Below are 23,543 nucleotides of genomic sequence, written 5' to 3'. Positions count from 1 at the left end.
TCGTGGCGCTCCCATGGAGAACCTGGCCCATAGTGCCTCCTTCGATTCGGAGGATAAGGATGCCCCATCAAAGCCTGGGATCAAACACCTAGCCCTGGGGCGTTTGGACGGCGTTACGTCCATTCTTCCCGCTCCGCCCTTGTTTATCTTCATGTACGTACGGAAAGAGGCCTTGCTGTCGTCCCAGATCGAAGGCACCCAATCGTCACTCTCCGATTTGCTGCTATTTGAGGCGGATGAGCTACCGCTGGTCCCTCTGAATGATGTCGAAGAGGTCTCCAACTACATCGCCGCTCTTGAACATGGTCTCGATCGCATGCGGGGAGGATTTCCGCTTTCTCTCCGATTGATCCGCGAAATCCATGGCGTTCTCCTTAAGGCGGGACGTGGCGCCTCTTCCCAACCTGGTGAATTTAGGCATTCGCAGAACTGGATCGGCGGAACACGACCAGGCAATGCCATGTTTGTCCCTCCTCCTCCTGACCAGCTAATGCAATGTCTCGACGCCTTTGAGAAGTTCTTGCACACCGATGATCGCCTGCCGAACATCGTCAAGGCGGCGTTGGCACACGTCCAGTTCGAGACAATCCACCCATTTCTTGACGGCAATGGTCGTCTGGGCCGCCTTTTGATCACATTGTTCCTTTGTGCCAACAAAGTGCTTAGGGAGCCTACCCTGTACCTCAGCCTCTATTTCAAAACACACCGCGGCACCTACTATGACCTGCTGCAACGAGTGAGAATGGCCGGCGACTGGGAAAGCTGGCTGTCGTTCTTCCTTGAAGGTGTCACGGAGACAGCCGATCAGGCGGCCAAGACCGCCCAGGACCTGCTACGCCTATTTGAGGCTGACGCCCACAGAATTCAGGATTTAGGCCGGGCCGCTGCCTCGGCAGGTATGGTACATGGACTCCTCCAGCGTCGCGCGATCGTGACTATCCAAAAGGCAGCCCAGGAACTGTCGCTGTCAGAGCCGACAATCAATTCCGCGCTTGGGCACCTGATCTCGATCGGCATAGTTCGCGAAGTGACGGGGAAACAGCGACACAGGGTCTTTGCCTATCAAGCCTATTTGGACCGCTTAGCAGAAGGCACCGAGCCGCGACGACCTTGACGATATACGAATTCCGCGCTGCGGCAGAGGCCGGTTTGGAATACGCGTTGGAGCGATCATGGTTTGTGTGAAGAGCAGTGCTTGCGTTCGCTGTCCTTGGCGGCGCGCTCGACGGCCGTCGCGACCAGCCACGGCAGGCTGTACTGCTTGCCCGTGATGGTCTGGGTGCGTCGCGCGATCGATCCCCTGACGACAATCTTGCCGGCATAGAGCGCATCCGACGCCTCGACCATCGCCTTGTCCTTCGTCGGCAGCCCGCCGGTGTCGATCGACACGCCCTTGATGATCTTGCCGGTGGCGAGGTCGAGCGCGCTGTTCGATGGGCAGGGAGCCTTGAAGCAGCGCAGCCCATTGTCGCAATAGACATAGCTGCTTTCGGCCGCGGCGAGCGAGGGCAGCGAGCCCGCTGAGGTGGTGGCAAGGCACAGCAATGCGAGGCGAAGAACGGACATGGCTCCAGCGTCGCGAAGAATTGGGGCGAAAAGGCGATGGTCTAGCTGTCGGCGGGAAACCGTCGCCGATAGTGCCCGACCACTTCCGGGTTGCGCAGATTGACCGGCAATTTGCCTGCCAGCACCAGGAGGGCCTCGCCGGCCGCGCCAACGCCCATGCGCATCATCGATTCCTCGGTGATGCCGGCCATATGCGGGGTGATGACGACATTGTCGAAGCTGAAATAGGGATGATCCGATGGCAGCGGCTGCGTCGAGAACACGTCGAGAGCGGCACCGCCGATGCGGCGCTCCCGCAAGGCCTCGATCAGCGCGTCGTCATCGACGACCGGCCCGCGCGACACGTTGATCAGCAACGCGTTGGGTTTCATGCGCGCGATGCGTTCGCGGCTGATCAGGCCGCGCGTTTCCGGCGTCAGAGGGCAGCACAGGACGATGATGTCGCTCTGCTCGACCAGCGCGTCGATCGAGAGGAAACCGACCTTGTCCGGCGCCGGCTGCATGCTGCGTGTCGTTGCCACCACGTTGAGGTCGAAACCGTGCACGGCGATATGGCCGACCGCCTGGCCGACGGCGCCGAGGCCGACGATGCCGACCGTCTTGCCGGCAAGCTCGACGTTGAAATTGGCGTGCTCGCGGCCGGCAAGCCAGCCCTTGGCGCGCAGGTCGCGGTCGACCACACGGAACTGCCGAAGCAGGGCGAGGGCTGCAAACATCACATGCTCGGCCACCGAGCGTGCGTTGACCGCCGGCACGTTGGCGACCAGCACACCTGCCGCGGTCGCTGCTTCCATCGGAATCATGTCGAGCCCGGCGCCATGGCGGATCGCCGCCCGCAGCCTGGTGGCACCCTCGAACAGCAGGGGTGGCAGGGGTGCACGCACAATGACGATGTCGGCATTCCTCGCCTCGGTGGCCAGCGTGCCCGGATCGAGGGCCGAGGCGACGACAAGCTCACCCGCCCCCGCCAGCATGGCCGCAGCGCGCGGATGCAACTTGTGCGTCGACAGGATGCGCGTCATCTCCGTCAGGCCTGTTCGAGCGTCGGGCTTTGCGGCGCCGCCCCGAGGCCTTCGATCAGGCCCTTCCAGTAGCTTTCCGCCCCTTGCAGATGGGCGCTCATCAGCGCCTGGGCGAGATTGCCGTCGCGCCGCAGCAGCGCCTCGTAGATCTGGATGTGTTCGGCATGCGAGCGCACGCTGCGCTCCGGATCGTTGAAATAGATCGGCAGGCGCTGCTCGCCCATCAAATAGTAAACGCTGCAGATGTTGTGGAAGACGCCATTCTTGGTGGCGCGCACGATCTCGAGATGGAACTCGCGATCCTCCTTGGCGAGGCCTTCGCCTGCCGCGATGCGTTCTTCCGAGGCCTTCAGGATCTCGCGCAGGCGCTCGAAATTCTCCTCGGTGGCACGCGAGCACGCAAGTTCGGCCGCCTTGATCTCATGTATCTTGCGCAATTCGACCGTCTCGTAGATCTGCAAGGGATCGAGCGGCAGGCCGGCGCGCGCGAACAGCGCCAGCGCCTCGACGCTGGCCTGCTTGGTGTCGATATAGATGCCGGACTTGGCCCTGCGCTCGACGATGCGCATGGCCTCGAGAATGGCCAGCGCCTCGCGGATCTGGCCGCGGCTGACGCCGAAATGCTCCGCCAGTTCGCGTTCCGACGGGGTTCGGCCCGTCTCCTTGTCGGAATGGGAGAACAGATAGGCGGCAAGCTCCGCGAGAAGGTTGTTTTCTTTCATCGTCAATTGCGTTGCGCGTGCGCCTCCAGGAACCGCTCCGAAATGGTGAACCCCAATCCCGGCTTTTCGGGGATCGCTATCATACCGTCCCTTGCTTCGACAGTCTCTTCGACAAGGTCGTGGATCATCGGATTGGCGCCGAGCGAGTATTCGACGGTGAAGCTCGACGGCGAGGCGGCGCAGACATGCAGCCCGGCGAAGAAGCAGGGCGCGCCGGCCCATAGATGCGGCGCAAAGCGCAGGTTGAAGGCGCTGGCGATGGTGCCGATCTTCATGGCCTCGCTTATGCCGCCGCAGAAAGCGGGATCGGGCTGGAAGATGTCGGCGGCCTTGAGCACGGCGAGGTCGCGGAAGGCATAGCGAGTCGCATCGCTTTCGCCTGTGGCGATCGGTATGGCGCCGGAGGCACGGACTTCGGCAAGGCCGGACTTGTCGTCGGCGATCACCGGCTCCTCGAACCAGGCAAGGTCGAGATCGCCGGCGAGATGGATGAAGCGCTTCGCCTCCGCCACCGTGTAGGTGCCATGGGCGTCGACCATCAACTCGACGTCGGGGCCGAGCGCCTCACGGGCGGCGCGAACGCGAGCAGCCGACACATGCGCGGCACCATCCATGGCGCCGATGCGCATCTTCAGCGCCTTGAAGCCGCCCCTGGCGACATAGGATTTGAGCTGGTCGCCGATCGCGTCGGCGGACGCCCAGCCGCCGGAGGCGTAGGCCGGCATGCGATCGAGCTTGCGGCCTCCGATCAGTCGCCAGACCGGCTGCCCGAGGGACTTGCCCAGGATGTCCCAGAGCGCGATGTCGACCGCGCTGATGGCGGCCACGCTCATGCCGCGCCGCGCCAGCTGCGGCATGGCATGGCCGGCGCGCGCCGCGCTGTCGTGGCGCACGCCGTTGTAGAGCATTTCCCAGATGATGCCGATATCGGCCGGATCGCGGCCGACGAGCTGCGGCCCGACTTCACGGTTCAGCATATGGACGAGCGCGCCATAGCTGCCGGCGCTGCCGGCGGCGTTCTTGCCTTCGCCCCAGCCGACCAGCCCGTCATCGGTTTCGATGCGCAGGATGGCGGCGTCGAAGGTCGTCACCTGACCGAAATCGCTGCGGTGCTGCTTGGCCGCCTCGATCGGTATGCGGATCCACCAGGCCTGGACGCTTTTGATGCGCATGGTCTTCCCCGGCCCTGCCGCCGGATGGCGGGAGGGCTCATTCCCAATCGGATCGGCTACTTGATCAGCGGCAGCAGCGTTTCGGCGGTGATCCGCATCTGGTCGGTGTAGAATTTTTCCGTCAGCACGCTGGAGCCGTGATCCTGGATGAATTTGAGCTGCTCGGGCGAGATGTCGACCGGGTGGCGTTCGACCATGTCGGGGTAGGGCGCGGCCGGGGTGCGGTCGACAGGCGCGACGAACTCGTTGGTCAGCGCCCCGTCATAGCCGACCTCCCGCAAGGTCGCGACGATCTTCGGCCAGTCGATCTGGCCAAGGCCTGCGGCGAAGCGGTTGTTGTCGGCGACATGGAAGTCGAACAGGCGCTTTCCGACCTTACGGATCGCGTCGTAGACGTTAAATTCCTCCATATGGATGTGGTAGGCGTCCAGGCAGACGCCACATTCCGGGCTGACAGCGTCGGCCAGCGCCAAGGCCTGGGCGCCGCGATTGAACAGGTAGGTCTCGAAACGGTTGAGCGGCTCGACCGCGATCTTGACGCCGACCTTCTTGGCGTGGGTGAAGCACTCCCTGGTGGCATCGACCACCCATTTCCATTCCTCTTCCTCGGTGCCGTCCGGCACGACCTTGCCGACGGTCGCGGGAACCAGCGTGATGATCTCGCCGTCGAGTTCGCTGACCATGGTCAACACGTCCTTGACGTATTGCACGGAGCGCTCGCGCTGGCCCTGGTCCCGGGCGGCAAGGTTGCGTTCGCCCAGCATCAAGGTCACTGCGCCCCAGCAGCGTATGCCGTGCTCCTTGAGGAGCGCGCGCGTCTCATTGGTCTTGTACTGGTCGGGCTCGCCGGAAATCTCGATCGACTCATAGCCGAATTTCTTGATGCGCTTGAGCGTCGTCTCCAACGGTTCCGCGCGCATCCAGTTGTGCGTCGAAAGATGCATGGTCTGTCCTTCCCGGATCGTCCCTAATGGTTCGCCTGCAACATGCCGTCACCGGATGTGACGGACGGTTCCTCCCCAAGGCGTTCCAGCATTTCTTCGCAAACTGGTTCGACCAATTGGGCCCAAGACGAGGTCTACAGCAATTTCCAACGCGCGGCAAGAACTGTGCGATGACAACCTAATGCCTGGATTACTCCGTTGATTATATTGGGCTATGCAGCCCTCCTGTGGCATGGCGGAGGGCTCTGAGTGTGAGTGGCAAGGCTTGACCAAATCGCCACGTTTGGTAATACCAGAATGACAATGCACGCAAGTGACCGTTGAGAACAGGCCAAAGTGGCTGGCCCTGTCTTCAATCGGCGCTATGCTCGGTCGCGACAACAATGAGGGAGGATGCCGATGCCGACGACGATGAAGGGCCCTGGACTGTTCCTGGCGCAGTTCGCGGGCGATGCAGCGCCGTTCAATTCGCTTGCATCGATCACAAAATGGGCGGCTGGCCTCGGCTATAAAGGCGTGCAGATCCCGACCTGGGACGCGCGCTTGTTCGATCTCCAGAAGGCTGCGTCTTCCAAGGCCTATTGCGACGAGGTGAAGGGCATCTGTGCCGACGCCGGCGTCGAGATCACCGAACTGTCGACGCATCTGCAGGGGCAATTGGTGGCGGTCCATCCGGCCTATGACGCGCAGTTCGACGGCTTTGCGCCGGCTTCGGTGCACAACAACCCCAAAGCGCGGCAACAATGGGCGGTCGAACAGATGCAGTTCGGGGCCAAGGCGTCGCGCAATCTCGGGCTCGACGTCTCGGTGAGCTTCAGCGGCGCGTTGGCCTTCCCCTATCTCTATCCCTGGCCACAGCGGCCGGCCGGATTGATCGAAGAGGCATTCGCAGAACTAGGCAAGCGCTGGAAGCCGATCCTCGACGTCTACGAGGACAATGGCGTCGACGTCGGCTACGAAATCCATCCCGGCGAGGATGTGTTCGACGGGGCGACGTTCGAGATGTTCCTCGACGCGGTTGGTGGTCACAAGCGCTGCAACATCAATTACGATCCGTCGCACTTCCTGTTGCAGCAGCTCGACTATCTCGAATTCATCGACATCTATCACGAGCGCATCAAGGCCTTCCACGTCAAGGACGCCGAGTTCAACCCGACCGGCCGGCAAGGCGTCTATTCCGGCTACCAGAGCTGGACGAACCGCGCCGGCCGCTTCCGCTCGCTTGGCGACGGACAAGTGGATTTCGGCGGCATCTTCTCCAAGCTGACGCAGTACAACTATGATTCCTGGGCGGTGCTGGAGTGGGAGTGCTGCCTGAAGCATCCGGAGGATGGCGCCGCCGAAGGCGCTCCCTTCATCCAGCACCACATCATCCGGGTGACGGAGAAGGCGTTCGACGATTTCGCCGGCGGTGCCACGGACAAGAAGGTGCTGCGCGCCATGATGGGAATCTAGCGCGGGTTTTCCCGCTCCCTCGAGGGGGAGGGGTATCTCAGACACGAGGGAGACGACATGGTCGGTGCATCGAAGTCGGAAGCGGGGGGCGGCCCGATCCGCTATGGCATGGTCGGCGGCGGGCAAGGCGCATTCATCGGCGCGGTGCACCGGATCGCGGCGCGCATGGACAATGAGTTCGTGCTGGTCGCGGGCGCGCTGTCGTCCGATCCAGCACGCGCCAAGGCCTCTGCCGCCGAGCTCGGGCTCGACCCCTCGCGCAGCTACGCGTCCTTTGCCGAGATGGCCAAGGCCGAGGCCAAGCGCCCGGACGGCATCGAGGCGGTGGCCATCGTCACGCCGAACAATGTGCATGTGCCGGCGGCCAGGGCCTTTCTCGAAGCCGGCATCCACGTCATCTGCGACAAGCCGCTGGCGACGACGCTGGCCGAGGCGAAGAAGCTGGCCGCCCTGGTCGAGAAGACCGGCAAGGTGTTCGTGCTGACCCACAATTACACCGCCTATCCGATGATCCGCCAGGCACGCGAGATGGTGGCCAAGGGCGTGCTCGGCGACATCCGCATCGTGCAGTCGGAATATCCGCAGGACTGGCTGACCGAGGACCTTGCCGCCACCGGTCAAAAACAGGCGGCGTGGCGTTCCGACCCCAAGCAGGCCGGCGCCGGCGGCGCGCTCGGCGACATCGGCACGCATGCCTACAATCTTGCCCGCTTTGTCTCCGGGCTGGAACTCGACACGCTGTCGGCCGATCTCGACGCCTTCGTGCCGGGACGGCAGCTCGACGACAATGTCAACGTCATGCTGCGCTTCAAGGCGGTCGGCAAGGCGCATGCGGCAAAAGGCATGATCTGGGCAAGCCAGGTGGCGCCCGGCCATGAAAACGGGCTGAAGCTGCGCATCTATGGCTCGAAGGGCGGGCTGGAATGGGTTCAGGCCGACCCGAACTACCTCTGGTACACGCCGTTCGGCCAGCCCAAGCAGCTGATCACCCGCAACGGTGCCGGCGCGCTGCCGGTGGCGGGCCGTGTCAGCCGCGTTCCCTCAGGCCATCCCGAAGGCTATCTCGAAGGCTTCGCCAACATCTACCAGGAGGCCGCACGCGCCATCCGCGCCGCGCGCAGGAAGGGCGGCAAGCCTGCCAAGGACGTCGTGTTCCCGACCATTCAGGACGGCGTCGAGGGCATGGCCTTCATCGAGGCCTGCGTGAAATCGTCGAAGAAGAATGGAGCGTGGACGAAACTTTAAATTTGATCTCGCGGGGGATCATTTGGGGGAGGGGCGTCGATGAAAATCGGCATGTGCATGTTCTTGTGGACGACCAACGTCTCGAAAAAACACGAGCCATTGCTTCGCGACATCAAGGCCACCGGCTTCGACGGCGTCGAGATACCGATCTTTGCCGGCATGCCGGACGACTACAGAAAACTCGGCGAGCTGCTCGATCGCATAGGGCTTGAACGGACCGCCGTTTCAGCGATGGGCGATCCGGCGATGAACCTGATCTCGCCGGATGCGGCAACGCGCAGGGCCGGCGTCGACTACATGAAATGGGCGATCGATTGCGCAGATGCCCTGGGCGCCCGAACTTTGAGCGGCCCGCTGCATTCGACGCTCGGCGCCTTTTCCGGATCCGGCCCGACCGCGGGTGAGAAGAAACGCTCCGTCGCCTCGCAGCGCGCCATCGGTGATCATGCAGGCAAGAGGAACGTCACCATCGGGCTCGAGGCGCTCAATCGCTTCGAATGCTATCTGCTCAACACTATGGCCGACCTGTCGGAGCATATCGATGCCATCGACCGGCCGCACATCAAGGCGATGTACGACACCTTCCACGCCAATATCGAGGAGGCCGACCCGATCGGCGCCTATACGAAGCATCGCAGGAATGTCGTGCATATCCACATATCGGAGAATGATCGCGGCGTGCCGGGACGCGGCAACATCCCCTGGAAGGAAACATTCTCGGCCATCCGCAAGAGCGGCTATGACGATTGGCTGACGATCGAGGCGTTTGGACGTTCGCTGAAGGATCTCGCGGCGGCGACCAAGGTGTGGCGCGATTTTTCCGAGAGCCCGGAAGCGGTTTACCGGGATGGGTACAGGCATATCAGGAACGGGTGGAGGAAGGCGGCTTAGGGTCGATTCGCCGTCGACGAACGCCGGCATTCCTTCGCGCCCCCCTCTGTCCCGCCGACTTCTCGCTTGATGCTCCACCCCAAGGCTATCCCCGCTCGGCCTGCAACCTGTTGTAATCATGGATCGTGCGGCTCAGCCGGCGGCGCAGGAAGTTGGATATGTTGTCGAAGATGAAGACCACGACCAGCGTCAGCAGCACCATGTAGAAGACGTTGGCCCAGTTGGAATTGGTGCGCATCGCTTCCCACAGTTTCAGGCCGATGCCGCCGGCGCCGACGGCGCCGATAATGGTTGCGCCCCTGGTGTTGGATTCCCACTGATAGAGCGTCTGGCTGATGAACACCGGCACCACTTCCGGCAGCACGCCGTAGCGCTGCACCAGAAGACGGTTGGCGCCTGTCGACACAACACCCTCGCGCGGCTTGTCATCGATGTTCTCCAGCGCCTCGGAGTAGGTTTTGCCGAGCGTGCCGATCTCGGTGAAGAAGATCGCGGCGCTGCCGGCCAGCGGACCGGGGCCAAAGGCGCGCGTGAAGAACAGTGCCCAGATCAGCATGTCGATGGAGCGCATGAAGTCGAAGAAGCGCTTGAGCAACTGGTTTAACAGCCGGTTGGGGGTGATGTTGCGGGCGGCGAAGAAGGCGAGCGGGAAGGCGACGATGCCGCCGAGCGCCGTGCCGAGAAAGGCCATGACGATGGTCTGCAACAGCTTTGTCCAGACATCGCCATGCTGCCACTGCGCATTGTTCCAGATGTTGTCGCCGGCGAGCGCCAGATTGGAGGTGCCCGGTTTCAGCTCGGGCCCCGATGTGATCAGCGATATCACCTCGCCGGGCGATTTTCCGAAGAAGGGCGAGCGTGTGTCGAAGACGAAGTTCGCCCAGCCGAGAAAGCGCTTGCGGATCCTGACGCGGTCGGGAGCAACGCGGACTTCGCCGGCGAAGCCCATGTCGGCGACGACCTCATCCTCATGCACGGTGACCCAGTCGGGAACAGGTCCCGAGACCAGCGGTTTGCCGCTGTCCAGCGCCACCGGCACGCTCTTGCCAGCGGCGATGATCGTCGCTCGTGTCTTGTCGAAGGTGACCGACTTCGCCGTGCCGTCGATCAGGACCGTCACCGAACCGTCGGCGTTGGTCCTGACCCAAGCCGGGTCGGGATTGGGGCCAAGTACCGAAAAGCGGGGGTATTTGGCCGTTATCTCAGGCTCGTCGAGGCGGAAGATCGGCTGCACGTCGTAACTGATCCACTGGGTCAGGAACAGCGGCAGCCGCTCCCAATGCGATTCCCTCATGACCTGCGGCAGATTGAAGAACCACAGCGCATAGAGCAGGTAGAGCAAGATGCCGCCGAGCAGCAGCAGCGGCGCGAAGCGCTTGTGGAACGGCCGGCGGAACACTTGCGGGAAGCGGTCCTCGATCGACTGAATTTCGGCGGCGGTCATGATCAAGCGCTCATCACAAAGGCCTGTTCGCCGACCAGCTTGCGGCGCAGCCAGGCGGAGAACTGGTCGACGATGAAGATGGTCGTGAACAGGAGCAGCACCAAGGCTATGGTCTTGGCGCCGAAGCCGCGCGAGATCGACAGCTTCAGCTCCTCGCCGATGCCGCCGCCGCCGACCGCGCCCATGATGGTGGAGATGCGCACGTTGATCTCGATCCTGAGCAGCGTATAGGACATGAAATTGGGCAGCACCTGCGGCAGACCGGCAAAGCGCACCCGTTCGAACCAGTTGGCGCCCACGGCCCGCAGGCCTTCCTCGGCGCGCATGTCGATGTTCTCGTTGATCTCGTAGAACAGCTTGCCCAGCGCACCGATCGAATGCAGGCCGATGGCGATGATGGCGGCGATCGGGCCGATCGAGACGATGGCCGCGAACAGGCCGGCGATGACGATCTCGGGAAAGGCGCGCAGCAGTTCCATGACGCGCTTGACGACAAGCCGCAGCAGCGGATGCGGCGTCAGGTTGCGCGCCGCGATGAAGGAGAACGGCACGGCGAAGACGAAACCGATAAATGTCGAGACCAGCGCCACGTTAAGCGTGGTCAGCATCAGCTCGAAATATTCGGGGATGTAGAAACCGCCCCAGACATAGGCGCGGCCGAGCGGAAAGTTGAATTCCTGCGTGCCGGTGTCATGCGGCGAGGCGATGTCGAACAGCGCCCGCCAGACATCGTTCCAGTCCTTGGGAACGAGCCAGCTCAGGAAATCCAGAATGTGCGGCAGCCGGTCGAAGAAGTGCCCGGCATTGGCCTCGTCGGCGAACCACATGGTGCCGCCAAGTGCGACCAGCAGCAGGCAGACGCCGATGGCGGTGTAGAGCCGGCGCAAGGAGGTCTGGCGACGCCAGGCGTCGGCCATCTGGTGCGTGGCGCCGGAAGGAGCTGTCACGGAAAGGGTCATGATCGGACATGCAGGAAGGGCGGCGTTTTCTCGACGCCGCCCTTCCTGATTTTTGCCCTTAGCCGCCGATGGCCGCCTTGCGGGCTTCGACGATGACGTTGTAGAAATCCGCCTTCACAGGAACGTAGCCGGTAAAATCGCCGCCTTCCACGCCTTCGAAGCAGGCCTTGTCCTTCTTGGGCAGGTCGGTGAAGAAGGCGGCCAGCTTGGCCGCCATCTCGTCGCCGAGCACGGTGCGCACGACCAGCGGGCCGTTCGGGATCAGACCCGAGCGCCAGACCTCGACGAAGTCGTTGGGGTCGACGGCGCCCTTGGCGACTTCCTTGTGGAAGGTGCCGGAGGTGTAGCCGTCCTTGAAGTCGCCGATGCCGGAGGAATCATCCACCGCCACGTCGACCTTGCCGTCACGCACGGCGAGCACGTTGTTTTCATGGCCGCCATTGAACTGGGTCGAGGCGAAGAATGTTTCGTTCGACGCGCCCGTATCCTTCGGAATCTGCGTCAGCGGGATCAGATAGCCGGAGGTCGAATCCGGATCGGCGTAGCCGAGCTTCTTGCCCTTGGCCGACTTGATGTCGGTGATGCCGGAGGACTTCAGCGCCAGGCCGATCGAATAGTAGCCGGTGGCGCCGTCGGTCTGCTGGGTGGTGAGGATCGGGGTCACCGCCTTGGGGTCCTTGAGGACGACGCTGGCGTAGCCGGAAGCGCCGAGCTCGGCGAAATCGAGCGTGCCACCGAGCAGGCCCTGGATGACACCGTCATAGTCGGCGGCCGGGAACAGCGAGACCTTCTCGAAGCCGAATTCGGCCTTCAGGTGATCGGCCAGACACTGGTAGTTGCGCAGCCGGTCGGTTTCGTTCTCGCCGCCGAGGATGCCGACGCGGAATTCCTTCATATCGGCGGCATGCGCCGCGCCGGTGGCCATTGCGAGCACCGAAACGGCGCCAAAAACCATTTTCCTGAACATCTGATTTCTCTCCTGTGGGTTCCGGCCCCGCGCCGGCGGCGTTGGTGATTTTGACGGGTGCCCTGACGCGGGCTGGCGATCCAGGTCGCTCTCAGTAACCAGGGAATGCGGGTTCGAGCGGTCCGGCGGATGCGGCGATCTTTTGCTTGAAGGCAACGCTGGTCGAGGTGATAGCCTCGGAGATTTCGCCGCATTGCTGTCGGCGCCGTAGACGAGACGGACGGCCTCGCGGTTAAGCTCCTCCGGCGGCCCGTCGAACACGACCTTGCCCGCGGCCATGCCGATGATGCGGTTGCAATAGGTGCGGGCGGTGTCCAGCGTGTGCAGGTTGGTGACCACGGTGATGCCCTCGCGCAAATTGATGTCCTGCAGCGAATCCATCACCACCTTGGCGTTGAGCGGGTCGAGCGAAGCGATCGGCTCGTCGGCCAGGATCACCCGGGGCTGCTGCATCATGGCGCGGGCGATGGCAACGCGTTGCTGCTGGCCGCCCGACAAGGTGCCGGCGGGCTGCAGCGCGGTGCGGGCGATGTCGAGCCGCTCAAGGGCGGCGACCGCCTGCGCACATTCGGTCCGCGAGAACATGCCGAAAAGGTTCGACAGGGTCGGGCGATGGTTCAGCCGGCCGAGCAGCACATTGGTCAGCACGTCGAGGCGCGGCACAAGGTTGAATTGCTGGAAGATCATGGCGCAGTCGCGCTGCCAGCGCCTGAGCGGCGAACCGCGCAATTGCGAGACCTCGGCGCCGTCGAAGAAAATCGATCCATGGCTGGGATCGATGAGGCGGTTGACCATACGCAGAAGGGTCGACTTGCCGGCGCCGGAACGGCCGATGACGCCGACCATCTGACCCTGCGGGATCGAGATGCTGACATCGTTGACGGCGGTGTTCTTGCCAAATCGTCGGGTGACGCCGCGGATTTCGAGCGTGGCTGACATGGTGCGTTCCCGTCCAGTCGCGGTTGAAGGTCCTGTTGACCCTCGCTAGCGCAGCGCCATGAACCTGCGGTGTCGGATTGATGTCAGTTTTGTTACCACCCACAGCCGTTTCGTGCGCGATCAGGCCAGGACCATCAGTTCCTCGAAATGCTTCATGTCCCTGAAGCTGCAGAAGGCAGGCGGCTTGAGAAGACAGCCTCCTGTCCGAGTTCAATGTCAGGGGTGTGAATGGTGAACGGCCCTATTCCATTCACCACCGTCATCCGCCGTATTTTTCCAGGAAAGCCTCGGCCTCGAGCTGACGGAAATCGTCGAGGGCGGCGCGCAGCCTTGCATGGTCCCAATCCCACCAGGCAAGCGCCTGATAGCGCTCGGCGGTGCGGCGATCGAAGCGCTCGCGGATCGACTTTGCCGGCACGCCGGCGACGATGGTGTAGGGCGCGACATCCTTCGATACCACCGCACCGGCGCCAACCGCGGCGCCATCGCCGACGGTGACGCCGGGCAGGATTGTCGAGCCGTGACCGAGCCATGTGTCGTGGCCGATTGTGACGCGCCTGGCGCGGCGCTCAGCGAAAAATTCGCTCTCGTGTTCGGCATCGTCCCAATAGTCCGATGCGCGGTAGGTGAAGTGGTGCAGCGTCGGCCGCCAGGTCGGGTGGTTGGTGGCGTTGATGCGCACGCTTGCCGCGATGTTGGCAAATTTGCCGATCGTCGCACACCAGACGGCGCAGTCCTGCATCATGTAGGAATAGTCGCCGAGTTCGCTTTCCGAAACCCGGCTGCGGTCTGCGATCTCGGTCCAGCGGCCGAGCGTCGAGTTCTGCACCTCCGCCGTGGGATGGACCAGCGGCGTCTCCGACAATTTCCTGCTCATGCGGCGAGCTTTCCCGGGGCGAAGGCGGTGACGTCGATGATGCGGTCGGCCACCGCTTCGCGCACGTCGTGGTCATGGAAGATGCCGAGCAGGGCGACGCCGGCCGCTTTCTTGGCGGCGATGAGTTCGATCACCACATCGCGGTTCCTTGCATCGAGCGAGGCGGTGGGCTCGTCGAGCAACAGGATCGGGTGCCCGGTGATGAAGCCGCGCGCGATGTTGACGCGCTGCTGCTCGCCGCCGGAGAAGGTCGCCGGCGGCAAGGCCCAGAGCTTTTCCGGCAGATTGAGCTGCGCCAAGAGCGCGCGTGCCTTTTTCCGTGCCGCCTCGCGCTCCTCGCCGCGCTCGACCAGCGGCTCGGCGACGACATCGAGTGCGCAGACGCGGGGCACGGTGCGCAGGAACTGGCTGACATAGCCGATCGTTTGCCGGCGCACGGCAAGCACGGTGCGCGGGCTGGCGCTGGCAAGATCGATCAGCCCGGCTTCGTGCGCGACGATGATCTGGCCTTCGTCGACGGCGTAATTGCCGTAGAGCATCTTCAGGATCGAACTCTTGCCGGCCCCGGACGGGCCGCCGAGCACGGTGCATTCACCGGCGCGGATCGAGAAGGAGACACCGGCGACGACAGGCAATTTGATGCCGTCGCGCAGATGCATGGTGAAGCTCTTGGCGACGTCGGAGACAACGAGCGGCGTTGGCATCAGAAGATTCTCCTGTTGTCGTATGTTTGCGGGCCGGCGCCCCCCTCTGGCCTGCCGGCCATCTCCCCCTCAAGGGGGGAGATCGGAAGCTTTTGCGTCTCGCACATTCCGCGAGGTCGAAAATTGGCGAAAGCGGAGGTGACAGCCAATCTCCCCCCTTGAGGGGGAGATGGCCGGCAGGCCAGAGGGGGGTGACTTGGCGCCATCGTCAAACCTGCAAAATGGAAGAAACTAGCAACTGCGTATACGGCGCGCGCGGGTCGTCGAGCACGCGGTCGGTGAGGCCGCTTTCGACGACGCGGCCGTCCTTCATCACCATCATGCGCTGCGACAAAAGCCGGGCCACCGCGAGGTCATGGGTGACGACGATGGCAGCGAGGCCAAGATCGGTGACGAGGCCGCGCAAGAGATCAAGCAGTCGCGCCTGCACCGATACGTCGAGGCCGCCCGTGGGTTCATCCATGAACACCAGCCGCGGGCCGGTGACGAGGTTGCGGGCGATCTGCAGGCGCTGGCGCATGCCACCTGAAAAGGCGCGGGGTTCGTCATCAATGCGGTCTTGCTCGATCTCGACGCGCGACAGCCAGTCGACGGCGGTGGCGCGGATCTTGCCGTAGTGGCGGTCGCCCACCGCCATCAAGCGTTCGCCGACATTGGCACCGGCCGACACCGTCATGCGCAGGCCGTCGGCCGGATTCTGGTGGACAAAGCCCCAGTCGGTGCGCATCAGGAAGCGGCGCTCGGCCTCGCTCATGCGGTAGAGTTCACGGAACTGGCCGTCGCGCATGCGGTAGCTGGCGGTGCCGGATGAGGGCAACAGTCGCGTCGACAGGCAGTTGAGCAAAGTCGTCTTGCCGGAGCCGGATTCGCCCACGACAGCCAGGACTTCGCCCGGCCACAGATCGAAGGTGACGTTGTCGCAGCCGACGCGCGAGCCGTAGAATTTCGAGAGCGTCGAAACGCGCAGCAAGGGTTCGTCGGTCATTGTATCTCCTTACCCTCCCCCTTGTGGGGAGGGTCGGCGCGCAGCGCCGGGGTGGGGGCTGCCGATGGGTCGCTAGCCCCACCCGCGCCTTCGGCGCGACCTCCCCACAAGGGGGAGGTTGGGGTGCTGCGTCGCTTCTCGCAGTGGTCGGTGTCCGAGCAGACGAACATGTGGCCGCCATGGTCGTCGAGGATGACCTCGTCGAGATAGACGTTCTCGGCGCCGCACAGCGCGCAGGGCTGGTCGAAGGTCTGCACCTCGAACGGATGATCCTCGAAGTCGAGGCTGACGACGTCGGTGAAGGGCGGCAGCGCGTAGATGCGCTTCTCGCGGCCGGCGCCGAACAGTTGCAAGGCCGGCGAGCGGTGCATCTTGGGATTGTCGAATTTCGGTGTCGGCGACGGGTCCATCACATAGCGGCCCTCGACCTTCACCGGATAGGCATAGGTGGTGGCGATGCGGCCGTGCTTGGCGATGTCCTCGTAGAGCTTCACATGCATGAGGCCGTATTCCTCCAGCGCATGCATCTTGCGCGTTTCGGTCTCGCGCGGCTCGAGGAAGCGCAGGGGCTCGGGGATCGGCACCTGGTAGACCAGTACCTGGCCCGCGGCGAGCGGATGTTCGGGAATGCGGTGGCGGGTCTGGATGATGTTCGCGCTGGCGGTGTCGGTCGTCACCGCCACATTGGCGACCTTCTTGAAGAAGGCGCGGATCGAGACCGCGTTGGTGGTGTCGTCGGCGCCCTGGTCGATGACCTTCAGCACATCGTCGGGGCCGATGATCGAAGCGGTGACCTGGACGCCGCCGGTGCCCCAGCCATAGGGCATCGGCATTTCGCGGGAAGCGAACGGCACCTGATAGCCGGGAATGGCGATGCCCTTGAGGATCGCACGGCGGATCATCCGCTTGGTCTGCTCGTCGAGATAGGCGAAGTTGTAACTGGCGATGTCGGTCGGTTGCGCGCTCATTCCGCGGCCTCTCTCTTGTCTTCAACCTTGCCGCCGTTTTCGCGGGCGTCATGCTCGGCGCGCATCCGGCGCACGAGGTCGAGTTCGGCCTGGAAGTCGACATAATGCGGCAGTTTCAAATGTTCGACGAAGCCGGTCGCCTGGACGTTGTCGGAGTGCGAGATGACGAATTCCTCGTCCTGGGCGGCGGCGACAATGTCCTCGCCGAGTTCGCTCGCACGAAGAGCGCGGTCGCAGAGTGCCATGGCCATCGCCTTGCGCTCGCTCTGTCCGAAGACCAGGCCATAGCCGCGGGTGAATTGCGGCGGCGCCTTGGCCGAGCCCTTGAACTGATTGACCATCTGGCATTCGGTGACGCGCACCGTGCCGAGGGGCACCGCGAAAGGCAGTTCGGGCACGTCGAGTTCCAGCTCGACCTCGCCGATGCGGATCTCGCCGACGAAGGGATGATTGCGGGCATAACCGCGCTGCGTGGAATAGCCGAGCGCCAGCAGGAACCCCTCGTCGCCGCGCGACAGCGCCTGCAGGCGGATGTCGCGGGCCATCGGGAATTCAAGTGGCTCGCGGGTGATGTCGCCGGGTGCATGGTCCTGCGGCATGTCTCCGTCCGGCTCGATCAGCCCTTCGCGAGCGAGGATCGCCGAGACGCGCGGCATTGCCTGCGCTTCCGTCTCGCGCCGCAAGGGCGCGGGGACATCGGCGCCGGCGGCAAGCTCGGGATCGAGCAGCCGGTGCGTGTAGTCGAAGGTGGGCCCAAGCAACTGGCCGCCGGGCAGGTCCTTGTAGGTCGCCGAAACGCGACGTTCGACCAGCATGGTGGCGGTGTCGATGGCATTTGTATAGCCAAAGCGCGGTAGCGTGGTCCGGTAGGCCCGCACCAGGAAGATCGCCTCGATCATGTCGCCACGCGCCTGCACGATGGCGAGCGCGGCGAGTTCGCGGTCGTAGAGCGAGCCTTCGCTCATCACCCGGTCGACGCCGAGCGCCAGTTGTTCGACGATCTGGTCGAGGCGCAGCGCCGGCACCGAGCGATCCCCGCGCCGACGGTCGGCGAGCAGGCTGTGAGCATTGGCGATTGCCGCTTCGCCGCCTTTTACCGCGACATACATGTTAGGCCTCCATCGTCTTGATGCGTGTCGTCCGCGGCAGGCAGGCGAGGCTGTCATGTGCCGCCAGGATGATGTCGACGCCGCGCGGAAAGCGCCTGATATTCTGCTTCCACTGCTCGATGAAATGACGCGGCATCAGTGCCGGCGCTATCGCTGCCGTGTTCTCGATGCCGGGACCTTCGAGCAGCAGCGGCGTGCCTGACGTGAGATCGCCGACCTGCAGGATCAATGTGGTCGAGCGGTCGGGATAGTCCTGTGTGCCCTGCGAGAAACCATCGAGCGCCATCATCTCGGCCGGCGAGGCGATCAAAGCGAAATGCGCGTCGGCCGGGGTGTTGGCCAGCGGCGCGCCGCTGTGAAAGCCGAGCCAGGATATGACCGCTGCCGAGGCGTGCAGGGCCGGGTCGAGCCAGAGCGGCGTATCGTTGTCGCACAGTGCCAGCGCGACCGCGCCGGTTGTCGCCGAAAGAGGCGCGGGCGGGCGGGCCAGGGCCGGCAAGGGCTGCACGCTGCCCGGCCGCGCCATCGCGTCCATGACGGCGCGAAACACCGTCTGGGCGTTGAACACCGGATCGGCGAACCCGCCCTCGATCGATTGCGCTGCGATGTCCATCAGTCTTCTCCGCGAACCATGGTGAAGAAATCCACCTTCGTCGCCGCCGTCTCGGCGCGGCGCTTATCTCGTGCCGTGGTCAGGGCGGCCCGCAGCGGCGCGAGAAGGCCCGTTTCGACCGCCTGCCGGTGAGCGGGGTCCTGCCACAGCGCGTCGGCGATGGCTGCCAGCTTCGCCTTCTGCTTGTCGCGTCCGAGCGCATAACAATGGCCGACCTGTCCGGATGGCAGGCGCACGGTGGCGCGGGTCACGGTGGCTTCGCCAACATTGAAGGGCGCGCCGCCGCCGCCGATGCGGCCGCGCATGGTGACCAGGGCGGTCTCTGGACCGCGCAGCAGTTCGGCCTCGGCAGGCAGGCCGGATTCATTCCAGAAGCGAACGATGTCGTCGCCGCTGGACTGCGCCAGGGTTGCCATGGCCGCCTTGCGTTCGGCCTTGTCGCGGGCTTCCTGTCCTCGCATGAGCAACATCCCTTCGGTAGTAATTTGTCTATTGATATAGACAACTATACAAATTATAATCCATATGTAGCGCGAGTCCATGACGGGCGCGTGACAAATGCGGGTACGGGTGAGACCGGGGATATGACGGGGGGTTCCGACAGCATCGAGCGGCGCAGCGGCGTCTCCCTGTGGCGGCAGATCGCCGACAGGATCCTGCATGCGATCGCCATCGGCGATTTCGCCGAGAATGCCGCGCTGCCGCCGGAGATGGCGCTGGCCGAGCGCTATGGCGTCAACCGTCACACGGTGCGCAGCGCCATCGCGGCACTCGTGCAGGACGGGGTGCTGCGGGCCGAGCAGGGGCGCGGCACTTTCGTGCTGTCGCGCAGGCGGCTGTCCTATCCGATCGGTGCGCGCACGCGATTCTCTACCGGCTTGCAAGGCCAGGCCTCGGAGCGGCACATCGTGCTCCTCGCCTCATCGGTCGAGCCCGCCAGCCGGCGCGTCGCCGAAGCCTTGGGCCTTGCCAGGGGATCGGATGTCATTCGCCTGGAGACGCGCGGCGAGGCCGACGGGCAGCCGGTGTCGCGCGCCTCCGGCTGGTTCGACGCCAAGCGCTTCGCCGGCATCGATGCCGCCATGGCCGAGACCGGATCGATCACCGCATCGCTCAAGCGTTTCGGCATAGACGATTATCTCAGGCAATCGACGGTGCTGTCGGCGCGTCATGCCGATGCTTCCGACCTTGCCGACCTAGATCTGCAGCCGGGCGGCATCGTGCTGGTCACGGTGGCCGTCAACATCACGCCGGACGGCCAGCCGATCCAGTTCGCCGAGGCGCGCTTCCCGGCGGAGCGGGTGGAGCTGAAACTGTCGGCATTGTGAGCGCGGGACGGTTGTCTATCCGATCTCTATCACGGCCTTGATCAGGCCGGATTTCTCATGCGCCCAGCGGGCGAGGTCATGGGGCGTGTCGGCGAGCGCGGTGCGGTGGGTGACGAGCTTGGCGAGCGGCACCGCGCCATCGCGGATCGAGGCGGCGACGTGGTCGAAGTCGGCCTGCAAGGCGTTGCGGCTGCCGACAAGCGTCATCTCGCGCTTGTGGAATTCGGGGTCGGAAAAGGCGATGTCGTCCTTGACGACGCTGACCAGCACCAGTGTCCCGCCATGCGCGACATGGGCAAAGGCCGACTGCACCGAGGCGGTGTTGCCGGTGGCGTCGAAGACCACGTCGAAACCTTCGCCTGATGTCGCTTCGCTGACCAGATCGGATGCCGCGCCGCGCGACCCGTCGAGGGTCTTGAAGCCGAGTTCATTGGCGGCGAAGCCAAGCCTCTCGCTGCTCATGTCGAGCAGCGTCACGTCGAGCCCGGCGATGCGGGCGAAGATGGCGGTGCCGAGCCCGATCGGCCCGGCGCCGATGACGAGCGTCCGTGCGCCGGGATCGGCACGCGAGCGCCGCACCGCATGGGCGCCGATGGCCAGGAATTCGACGGCCGCGGCATCGGCCAACGACAGGCCGTTGGCTGGATAGAGGTTTTGTGCCGGGACAAGGATCTGTTCGCACATGGCGCCGTCCCGATGCACGCCGAGCACTTCGATCCGGACGCAACAATTGGGCTTGCCGTGCCGGCAGGCGATGCATTTGCCGCACGCCAGATAGGGATTGATGATGACCGGCTCGCCCTTGGCAAGAGCAACGCCTTCACCCGCCTCGACAATGGTCCCCGACACTTCGTGGCCCATGATGCGAGGGTAGGCGAGGAAGGGATGCTTGCCCTCGAAGATGTGGTAGTCGGTGCCGCAAATGCCGACATGGCTGACCGCCACCAGCGCCCAGCCGGCAGGCGGTGATCCAGGGGCGGGACGGTCTTCCACGACAAGGTCGCCGGGCGAACGGCAGACAACGGCTTTCATGCTTCAATCCAGTCGGTTTCATGAAATCGCCGGCCGATCTTCCGGTCAGGCGATCGATTTCAGTGGTTACTTGCCGCCGCGGCGGCGCAGGCCATCGAAATAGACGATGACGATGATCAACATGCCGGTGATGACGCGCTGCCAGAACGTGTTGACGTTGAGCAGATTGGCGCCGTTATTGATGGTGGAGAGGATGAACGAGCCGATCAGCGGCCCGTGCACCGAACCGATGGCGCCGAACAGCGACGTGCCGCCGATCACCGACGAGGCGATGGCCTGCAGCTCGTAGGTGTCGCCCTGCGTCGGATTGCCGATGCCGATGCGCGACGCGAGCAGCACGCCGACAAAGGCCGCGCACAGGCCGGACAGCACATAGGCCATGTAGATCGTGCGCGGCACGTTGACGCCGGAGAGACGCGCGGCTTCCGCGTTCGAGCCGACGGAGAAGAGATAGCGTCCCCATCGCGTGTGATGCAGGAAGACGTAGGAGGGCAGGGCAACCACGATCACCATCCAGAACAGATAGGGGATCCCCAGCAGCGAGCCGCGCGAAAACGCCTGGAACGCGTCGCTGTTGATCGATATCGAATTGCCATTGGTCATCAGGAGACCGATGCCGCGCAGCGAGGTCATGGTCGCCAGCGTGATGATGAAGGGCGGCAGGCCCATCCTGACGATGCCGAAACCGTGGAACAGGCCAATGGCGACTCCGACCAGCAGCGTCGCCAATACCGCGATCCAGACCGGCCAGCCGGCATTGATCAGCAGCGCGACGATGACGGTGGCGAAGCCGACGATGGCGCCGACGGAAAGGTCGATGCCGCCGGTGATGATGACGAAGGTCTGCCCGACGGCCAGGATGGCGATCAGAGAACCCTGGCGCAGCAGGTTGGTGATATTGAGCGCCGAAGCGAAGGACGGCGTGGCGACCGCCAGGATGACCCACATCAGAAGCAGCAGGCCAAGCAGCGTCAGCCCGAACAGGGCATTGTAGTTGCGCTTCGGCTTTTCGGCAGGGATCGCCTCGGTGCTCATGTCTGTCCTCCCGTCTTTTCTTGTTTCTCGGCCAGGGCCTGGCTCAGAATGTCCTCGTGATCGGCGGTGCGGAAACCATGCGTGGCCACCAGCTTGCCGCGCCGGAACACATGCAGCGTGTCGGCCAGTTCGTAGACCTCAGGCAGATAGGACGAGATCAGGATGATGCCCGCGCCCTTGGACAACAGCACACTGAACAGCCGGTAGATCTCGGCCTTGGTGCCGACATCGACGCCGACCGTCGGCTCGTCGAAGATGAACAGTTTGGCGCCGTGCGCCAGCCATTTGCCGATGACGATCTTCTGCTGGTTGCCGCCCGACAGGCTGGAGGCCAGCGCGCCGCGCGTCGGCGTCTTGATCCTGAGGTCGGCGATCTGCCGGTCCGCCTCGGCCTTCTCCTGCGCAGACGAGATCAGCAGATTTTTCGATATGCGCTTGTAGATCGGCAAATTGAGATTCAATGCGACCGGCAGGTTGAGGCACAGGCCCTGGTCGCGGCGGCTTTCCGGCGCCAGCGCCATGCCGAGCTTGATGGCGTCGTGCTCGGAGTTGACCTGCACCTCCTTGCCTTCCCACAACACTTGGCCGGCCGATTTGCGGTGGCGGCCGTAGAGGGTGGTGACGAATTCGCTGCGGCCGGCTCCGATCAGGCCGTAGAGCCCGACGATCTCGCCCGCGCGCACCGACAGCGAGACATTCTCGAAACCCTTGCCGGACAGGTTCCGCGCCTCGGCGATGACGGCGCCCGGCGTGAAATGCTCCTTGTGGTAGATCTGCTCGATCGAGCGGTTGATCATCAGCTTGACCAGCTCCGGCTCGTTGGTCTCGGCGATGTTTCTGGTACCGACCAGCATGCCGTCACGCAGCACCGAGACGCGGTCGGCGAGTTCGAACACCTCCTCCATGCGATGGCTGATGTAGATGATGGTGACGCCTTCACCCTTCAGGCGGCGGATCAGCGTGAACAGCTGGTCGGCCTCCTTGCGGGTGAGGTAGGCGGTCGGCTCGTCGAAAATCAGGAATTTGGTGCCGCGCACGGTGGCGCGGGCGGCGGCGATCAGCTGCTGCTGGCCGATGGTGAGATCGCCGAGCACGACATGCGCCGGCAGGTCGAAGCCGAGACCGTCGATGATCTTCTGCGCTTCCCTGACCATGGCCCGCTGCTGGAGGATGCCGAAGCGCGAGTTCTCCTCGCCGAGGAACATATTGGCGGCGACGGTCAGGTGGCGGCAGAGCACGACTTCCTGGTGCACGGCGTTGATGCCGAGGGCCATGGCTTCGTGCGGCGTCGCCAGGGCAGCCGGCTTGCCTTCCCACACAACCTCTCCGGAGGTGCGCGGGATGACGCCGGTCAGGAGTTTGATCAGGGTCGATTTGCCGGCACCGTTCTCGCCGACAATGGCGTGGATCTCGCCCGCCTTGAAGGCCAGGGTCACCGGCTTCAGCGCATGCGTGCCGGGATAGCGCTTTTCCAGACCCTGCAGCTCGAGGATCGTCCTGCCGGGCTCCAGCACGGGGGCCGGATGCAGTTCCTGCGCGGTCGACGTCATGGCAATCCTCCCTGTT

The 23,543-nt window shown here is 64.0% G+C and carries 23 protein-coding genes and 1 pseudogene; 5 read left to right on the top strand and 19 right to left on the bottom strand.

Going from position 1 to position 23,543, the window contains the following annotated elements:
- Positions 1 to 13 precede the first annotated feature (13 nt).
- On the top strand, positions 14 to 1,114 hold the full coding sequence (locus LB566_RS08935; protein WP_224624132.1) for a Fic family protein: 1,101 nt from the start codon (positions 14 to 16) through the stop codon (positions 1,112 to 1,114).
- 56 nt (positions 1,115 to 1,170) lie between these two features.
- On the opposite strand, the gene LB566_RS08930 is transcribed toward LB566_RS08935, so the two are convergent.
- Genes LB566_RS08930 through LB566_RS08910 form a run of 5 tightly spaced genes read right to left on the bottom strand, consistent with a single transcriptional unit; the run spans position 1,171 to position 5,426 of the window.
- Positions 1,171 to 1,566, bottom strand: coding sequence for a hypothetical protein (locus LB566_RS08930; protein WP_140549442.1), 396 nt, complete (start codon positions 1,564 to 1,566; stop codon positions 1,171 to 1,173).
- Between the two features lie 41 nt (positions 1,567 to 1,607).
- Complete coding sequence (locus LB566_RS08925) at positions 1,608 to 2,588, bottom strand: hydroxyacid dehydrogenase (RefSeq protein ID WP_224624100.1); 981 nt, start codon at positions 2,586 to 2,588, stop codon at positions 1,608 to 1,610.
- Between the two features lie 5 nt (positions 2,589 to 2,593).
- Positions 2,594 to 3,310 (bottom strand): FadR/GntR family transcriptional regulator, encoded by a 717-nt coding sequence (locus tag LB566_RS08920; protein ID WP_140549444.1) that lies wholly within the window; start codon positions 3,308 to 3,310, stop codon positions 2,594 to 2,596.
- 2 nt (positions 3,311 to 3,312) lie between these two features.
- A complete protein-coding gene (locus LB566_RS08915) occupies positions 3,313 to 4,482 on the bottom strand; it encodes a mandelate racemase/muconate lactonizing enzyme family protein (protein ID WP_140500381.1) in 1,170 nt (389 codons plus the stop codon).
- Between the two features lie 56 nt (positions 4,483 to 4,538).
- Positions 4,539 to 5,426, bottom strand: a complete 888-nt coding sequence (locus tag LB566_RS08910; protein WP_224624099.1) for a sugar phosphate isomerase/epimerase family protein — start codon at positions 5,424 to 5,426, stop codon at positions 4,539 to 4,541.
- 399 nt (positions 5,427 to 5,825) lie between these two features.
- Here LB566_RS08910 and LB566_RS08905 point away from each other — a divergent pair, with 399 nt between their 5' ends.
- From LB566_RS08905 to LB566_RS08895, 3 genes are read left to right on the top strand one after another with little or no spacing between them, the layout of a single operon-like run.
- A complete protein-coding gene (locus LB566_RS08905; RefSeq protein WP_140513799.1) occupies positions 5,826 to 6,881 on the top strand; it encodes a sugar phosphate isomerase/epimerase family protein in 1,056 nt (351 codons plus the stop codon).
- A 57-nt stretch (positions 6,882 to 6,938) separates the two neighbouring features.
- The gene (locus LB566_RS08900) at positions 6,939 to 8,126 is read left to right on the top strand and encodes a Gfo/Idh/MocA family protein (protein WP_140549446.1); all 1,188 of its coding nucleotides are present in this window, start codon (positions 6,939 to 6,941) and stop codon (positions 8,124 to 8,126) included.
- A 39-nt stretch (positions 8,127 to 8,165) separates the two neighbouring features.
- On the top strand, positions 8,166 to 9,017 hold the full coding sequence (locus LB566_RS08895; protein WP_224624098.1) for a sugar phosphate isomerase/epimerase family protein: 852 nt from the start codon (positions 8,166 to 8,168) through the stop codon (positions 9,015 to 9,017).
- An 85-nt stretch (positions 9,018 to 9,102) separates the two neighbouring features.
- On the opposite strand, the gene phnE (LB566_RS08890) is transcribed toward LB566_RS08895, so the two are convergent.
- From phnE (LB566_RS08890) to phnG, 11 genes and pseudogenes are all read right to left on the bottom strand, one after another.
- Entirely contained in the window at positions 9,103 to 10,461 is a 1,359-nt protein-coding gene (phnE, locus tag LB566_RS08890; protein ID WP_224624097.1) for a phosphonate ABC transporter, permease protein PhnE, read from the bottom strand.
- Between the two features lie 2 nt (positions 10,462 to 10,463).
- On the bottom strand, positions 10,464 to 11,420 hold the full coding sequence (gene phnE / locus LB566_RS08885) for a phosphonate ABC transporter, permease protein PhnE (protein ID WP_140549986.1): 957 nt from the start codon (positions 11,418 to 11,420) through the stop codon (positions 10,464 to 10,466).
- Between the two features lie 58 nt (positions 11,421 to 11,478).
- On the bottom strand, positions 11,479 to 12,387 hold the full coding sequence (phnD, locus tag LB566_RS08880) for a phosphonate ABC transporter substrate-binding protein (protein WP_224624096.1): 909 nt from the start codon (positions 12,385 to 12,387) through the stop codon (positions 11,479 to 11,481).
- 91 nt (positions 12,388 to 12,478) lie between these two features.
- Positions 12,479 to 13,326, bottom strand: a pseudogene (gene phnC, locus LB566_RS08875) (phosphonate ABC transporter ATP-binding protein).
- Positions 13,327 to 13,585: 259 nt separating this feature from the next.
- Positions 13,586 to 14,203 (bottom strand): DapH/DapD/GlmU-related protein, encoded by a 618-nt coding sequence (locus LB566_RS08870; protein WP_224624095.1) that lies wholly within the window; start codon positions 14,201 to 14,203, stop codon positions 13,586 to 13,588.
- Positions 14,200 to 14,907, bottom strand: a complete 708-nt coding sequence (phnL, locus tag LB566_RS08865) for a phosphonate C-P lyase system protein PhnL (protein ID WP_224624094.1) — start codon at positions 14,905 to 14,907, stop codon at positions 14,200 to 14,202. The genes LB566_RS08870 and phnL overlap by 4 nt, the downstream gene beginning before the upstream one ends.
- Before the next feature lie 208 nt (positions 14,908 to 15,115).
- Entirely contained in the window at positions 15,116 to 15,892 is a 777-nt protein-coding gene (gene phnK / locus LB566_RS08860; RefSeq protein WP_224624093.1) for a phosphonate C-P lyase system protein PhnK, read from the bottom strand.
- The gene (locus LB566_RS08855; RefSeq protein WP_224624092.1) at positions 15,889 to 16,860 is read right to left on the bottom strand and encodes an alpha-D-ribose 1-methylphosphonate 5-phosphate C-P-lyase PhnJ; all 972 of its coding nucleotides are present in this window, start codon (positions 16,858 to 16,860) and stop codon (positions 15,889 to 15,891) included. Before LB566_RS08855 ends, phnK begins: the two co-directional genes overlap by 4 nt.
- Positions 16,857 to 17,969: a carbon-phosphorus lyase complex subunit PhnI gene (locus LB566_RS08850; RefSeq protein WP_224624091.1), complete on the bottom strand. Its 1,113-nt coding sequence runs from the start codon at positions 17,967 to 17,969 to the stop codon at positions 16,857 to 16,859. Before LB566_RS08850 ends, LB566_RS08855 begins: the two co-directional genes overlap by 4 nt.
- 1 nt (position 17,970) lies before the next feature.
- Positions 17,971 to 18,582, bottom strand: a complete 612-nt coding sequence (phnH, locus tag LB566_RS08845; RefSeq protein WP_224624090.1) for a phosphonate C-P lyase system protein PhnH — start codon at positions 18,580 to 18,582, stop codon at positions 17,971 to 17,973.
- Positions 18,582 to 19,043: a phosphonate C-P lyase system protein PhnG gene (gene phnG, locus LB566_RS08840; RefSeq protein WP_224624131.1), complete on the bottom strand. Its 462-nt coding sequence runs from the start codon at positions 19,041 to 19,043 to the stop codon at positions 18,582 to 18,584. The genes phnH and phnG overlap by 1 nt, the downstream gene beginning before the upstream one ends.
- A 123-nt stretch (positions 19,044 to 19,166) precedes the next feature.
- Here phnG and phnF point away from each other — a divergent pair, with 123 nt between their 5' ends.
- Positions 19,167 to 19,910, top strand: a complete 744-nt coding sequence (gene phnF / locus LB566_RS08835; protein ID WP_224624089.1) for a phosphonate metabolism transcriptional regulator PhnF — start codon at positions 19,167 to 19,169, stop codon at positions 19,908 to 19,910.
- 15 nt (positions 19,911 to 19,925) lie between these two features.
- On the opposite strand, the gene LB566_RS08830 is transcribed toward phnF, so the two are convergent.
- The 3 genes from LB566_RS08830 to LB566_RS08820 all read right to left on the bottom strand — a co-directional run bounded on the left by LB566_RS08830 (position 19,926) and on the right by LB566_RS08820 (position 23,527).
- On the bottom strand, positions 19,926 to 20,942 hold the full coding sequence (locus tag LB566_RS08830) for a zinc-binding alcohol dehydrogenase family protein (protein ID WP_224624088.1): 1,017 nt from the start codon (positions 20,940 to 20,942) through the stop codon (positions 19,926 to 19,928).
- 66 nt (positions 20,943 to 21,008) lie between these two features.
- Positions 21,009 to 21,977, bottom strand: a complete 969-nt coding sequence (locus LB566_RS08825) for an ABC transporter permease (protein WP_140500307.1) — start codon at positions 21,975 to 21,977, stop codon at positions 21,009 to 21,011.
- Positions 21,974 to 23,527, bottom strand: a complete 1,554-nt coding sequence (locus tag LB566_RS08820) for a sugar ABC transporter ATP-binding protein (RefSeq protein WP_140549459.1) — start codon at positions 23,525 to 23,527, stop codon at positions 21,974 to 21,976. Before LB566_RS08820 ends, LB566_RS08825 begins: the two co-directional genes overlap by 4 nt.
- Between the last annotated feature and the right edge of the window lie 16 nt (positions 23,528 to 23,543).

The sequence above is a fragment of the Mesorhizobium sp. CA13 genome (assembly GCF_020165235.1).
Classification (GTDB): domain Bacteria; phylum Pseudomonadota; class Alphaproteobacteria; order Rhizobiales; family Rhizobiaceae; genus Mesorhizobium.
Note: the sequence above shows the minus strand (reverse complement) of the source record. Positions and strands in the feature narration are given on the sequence as shown.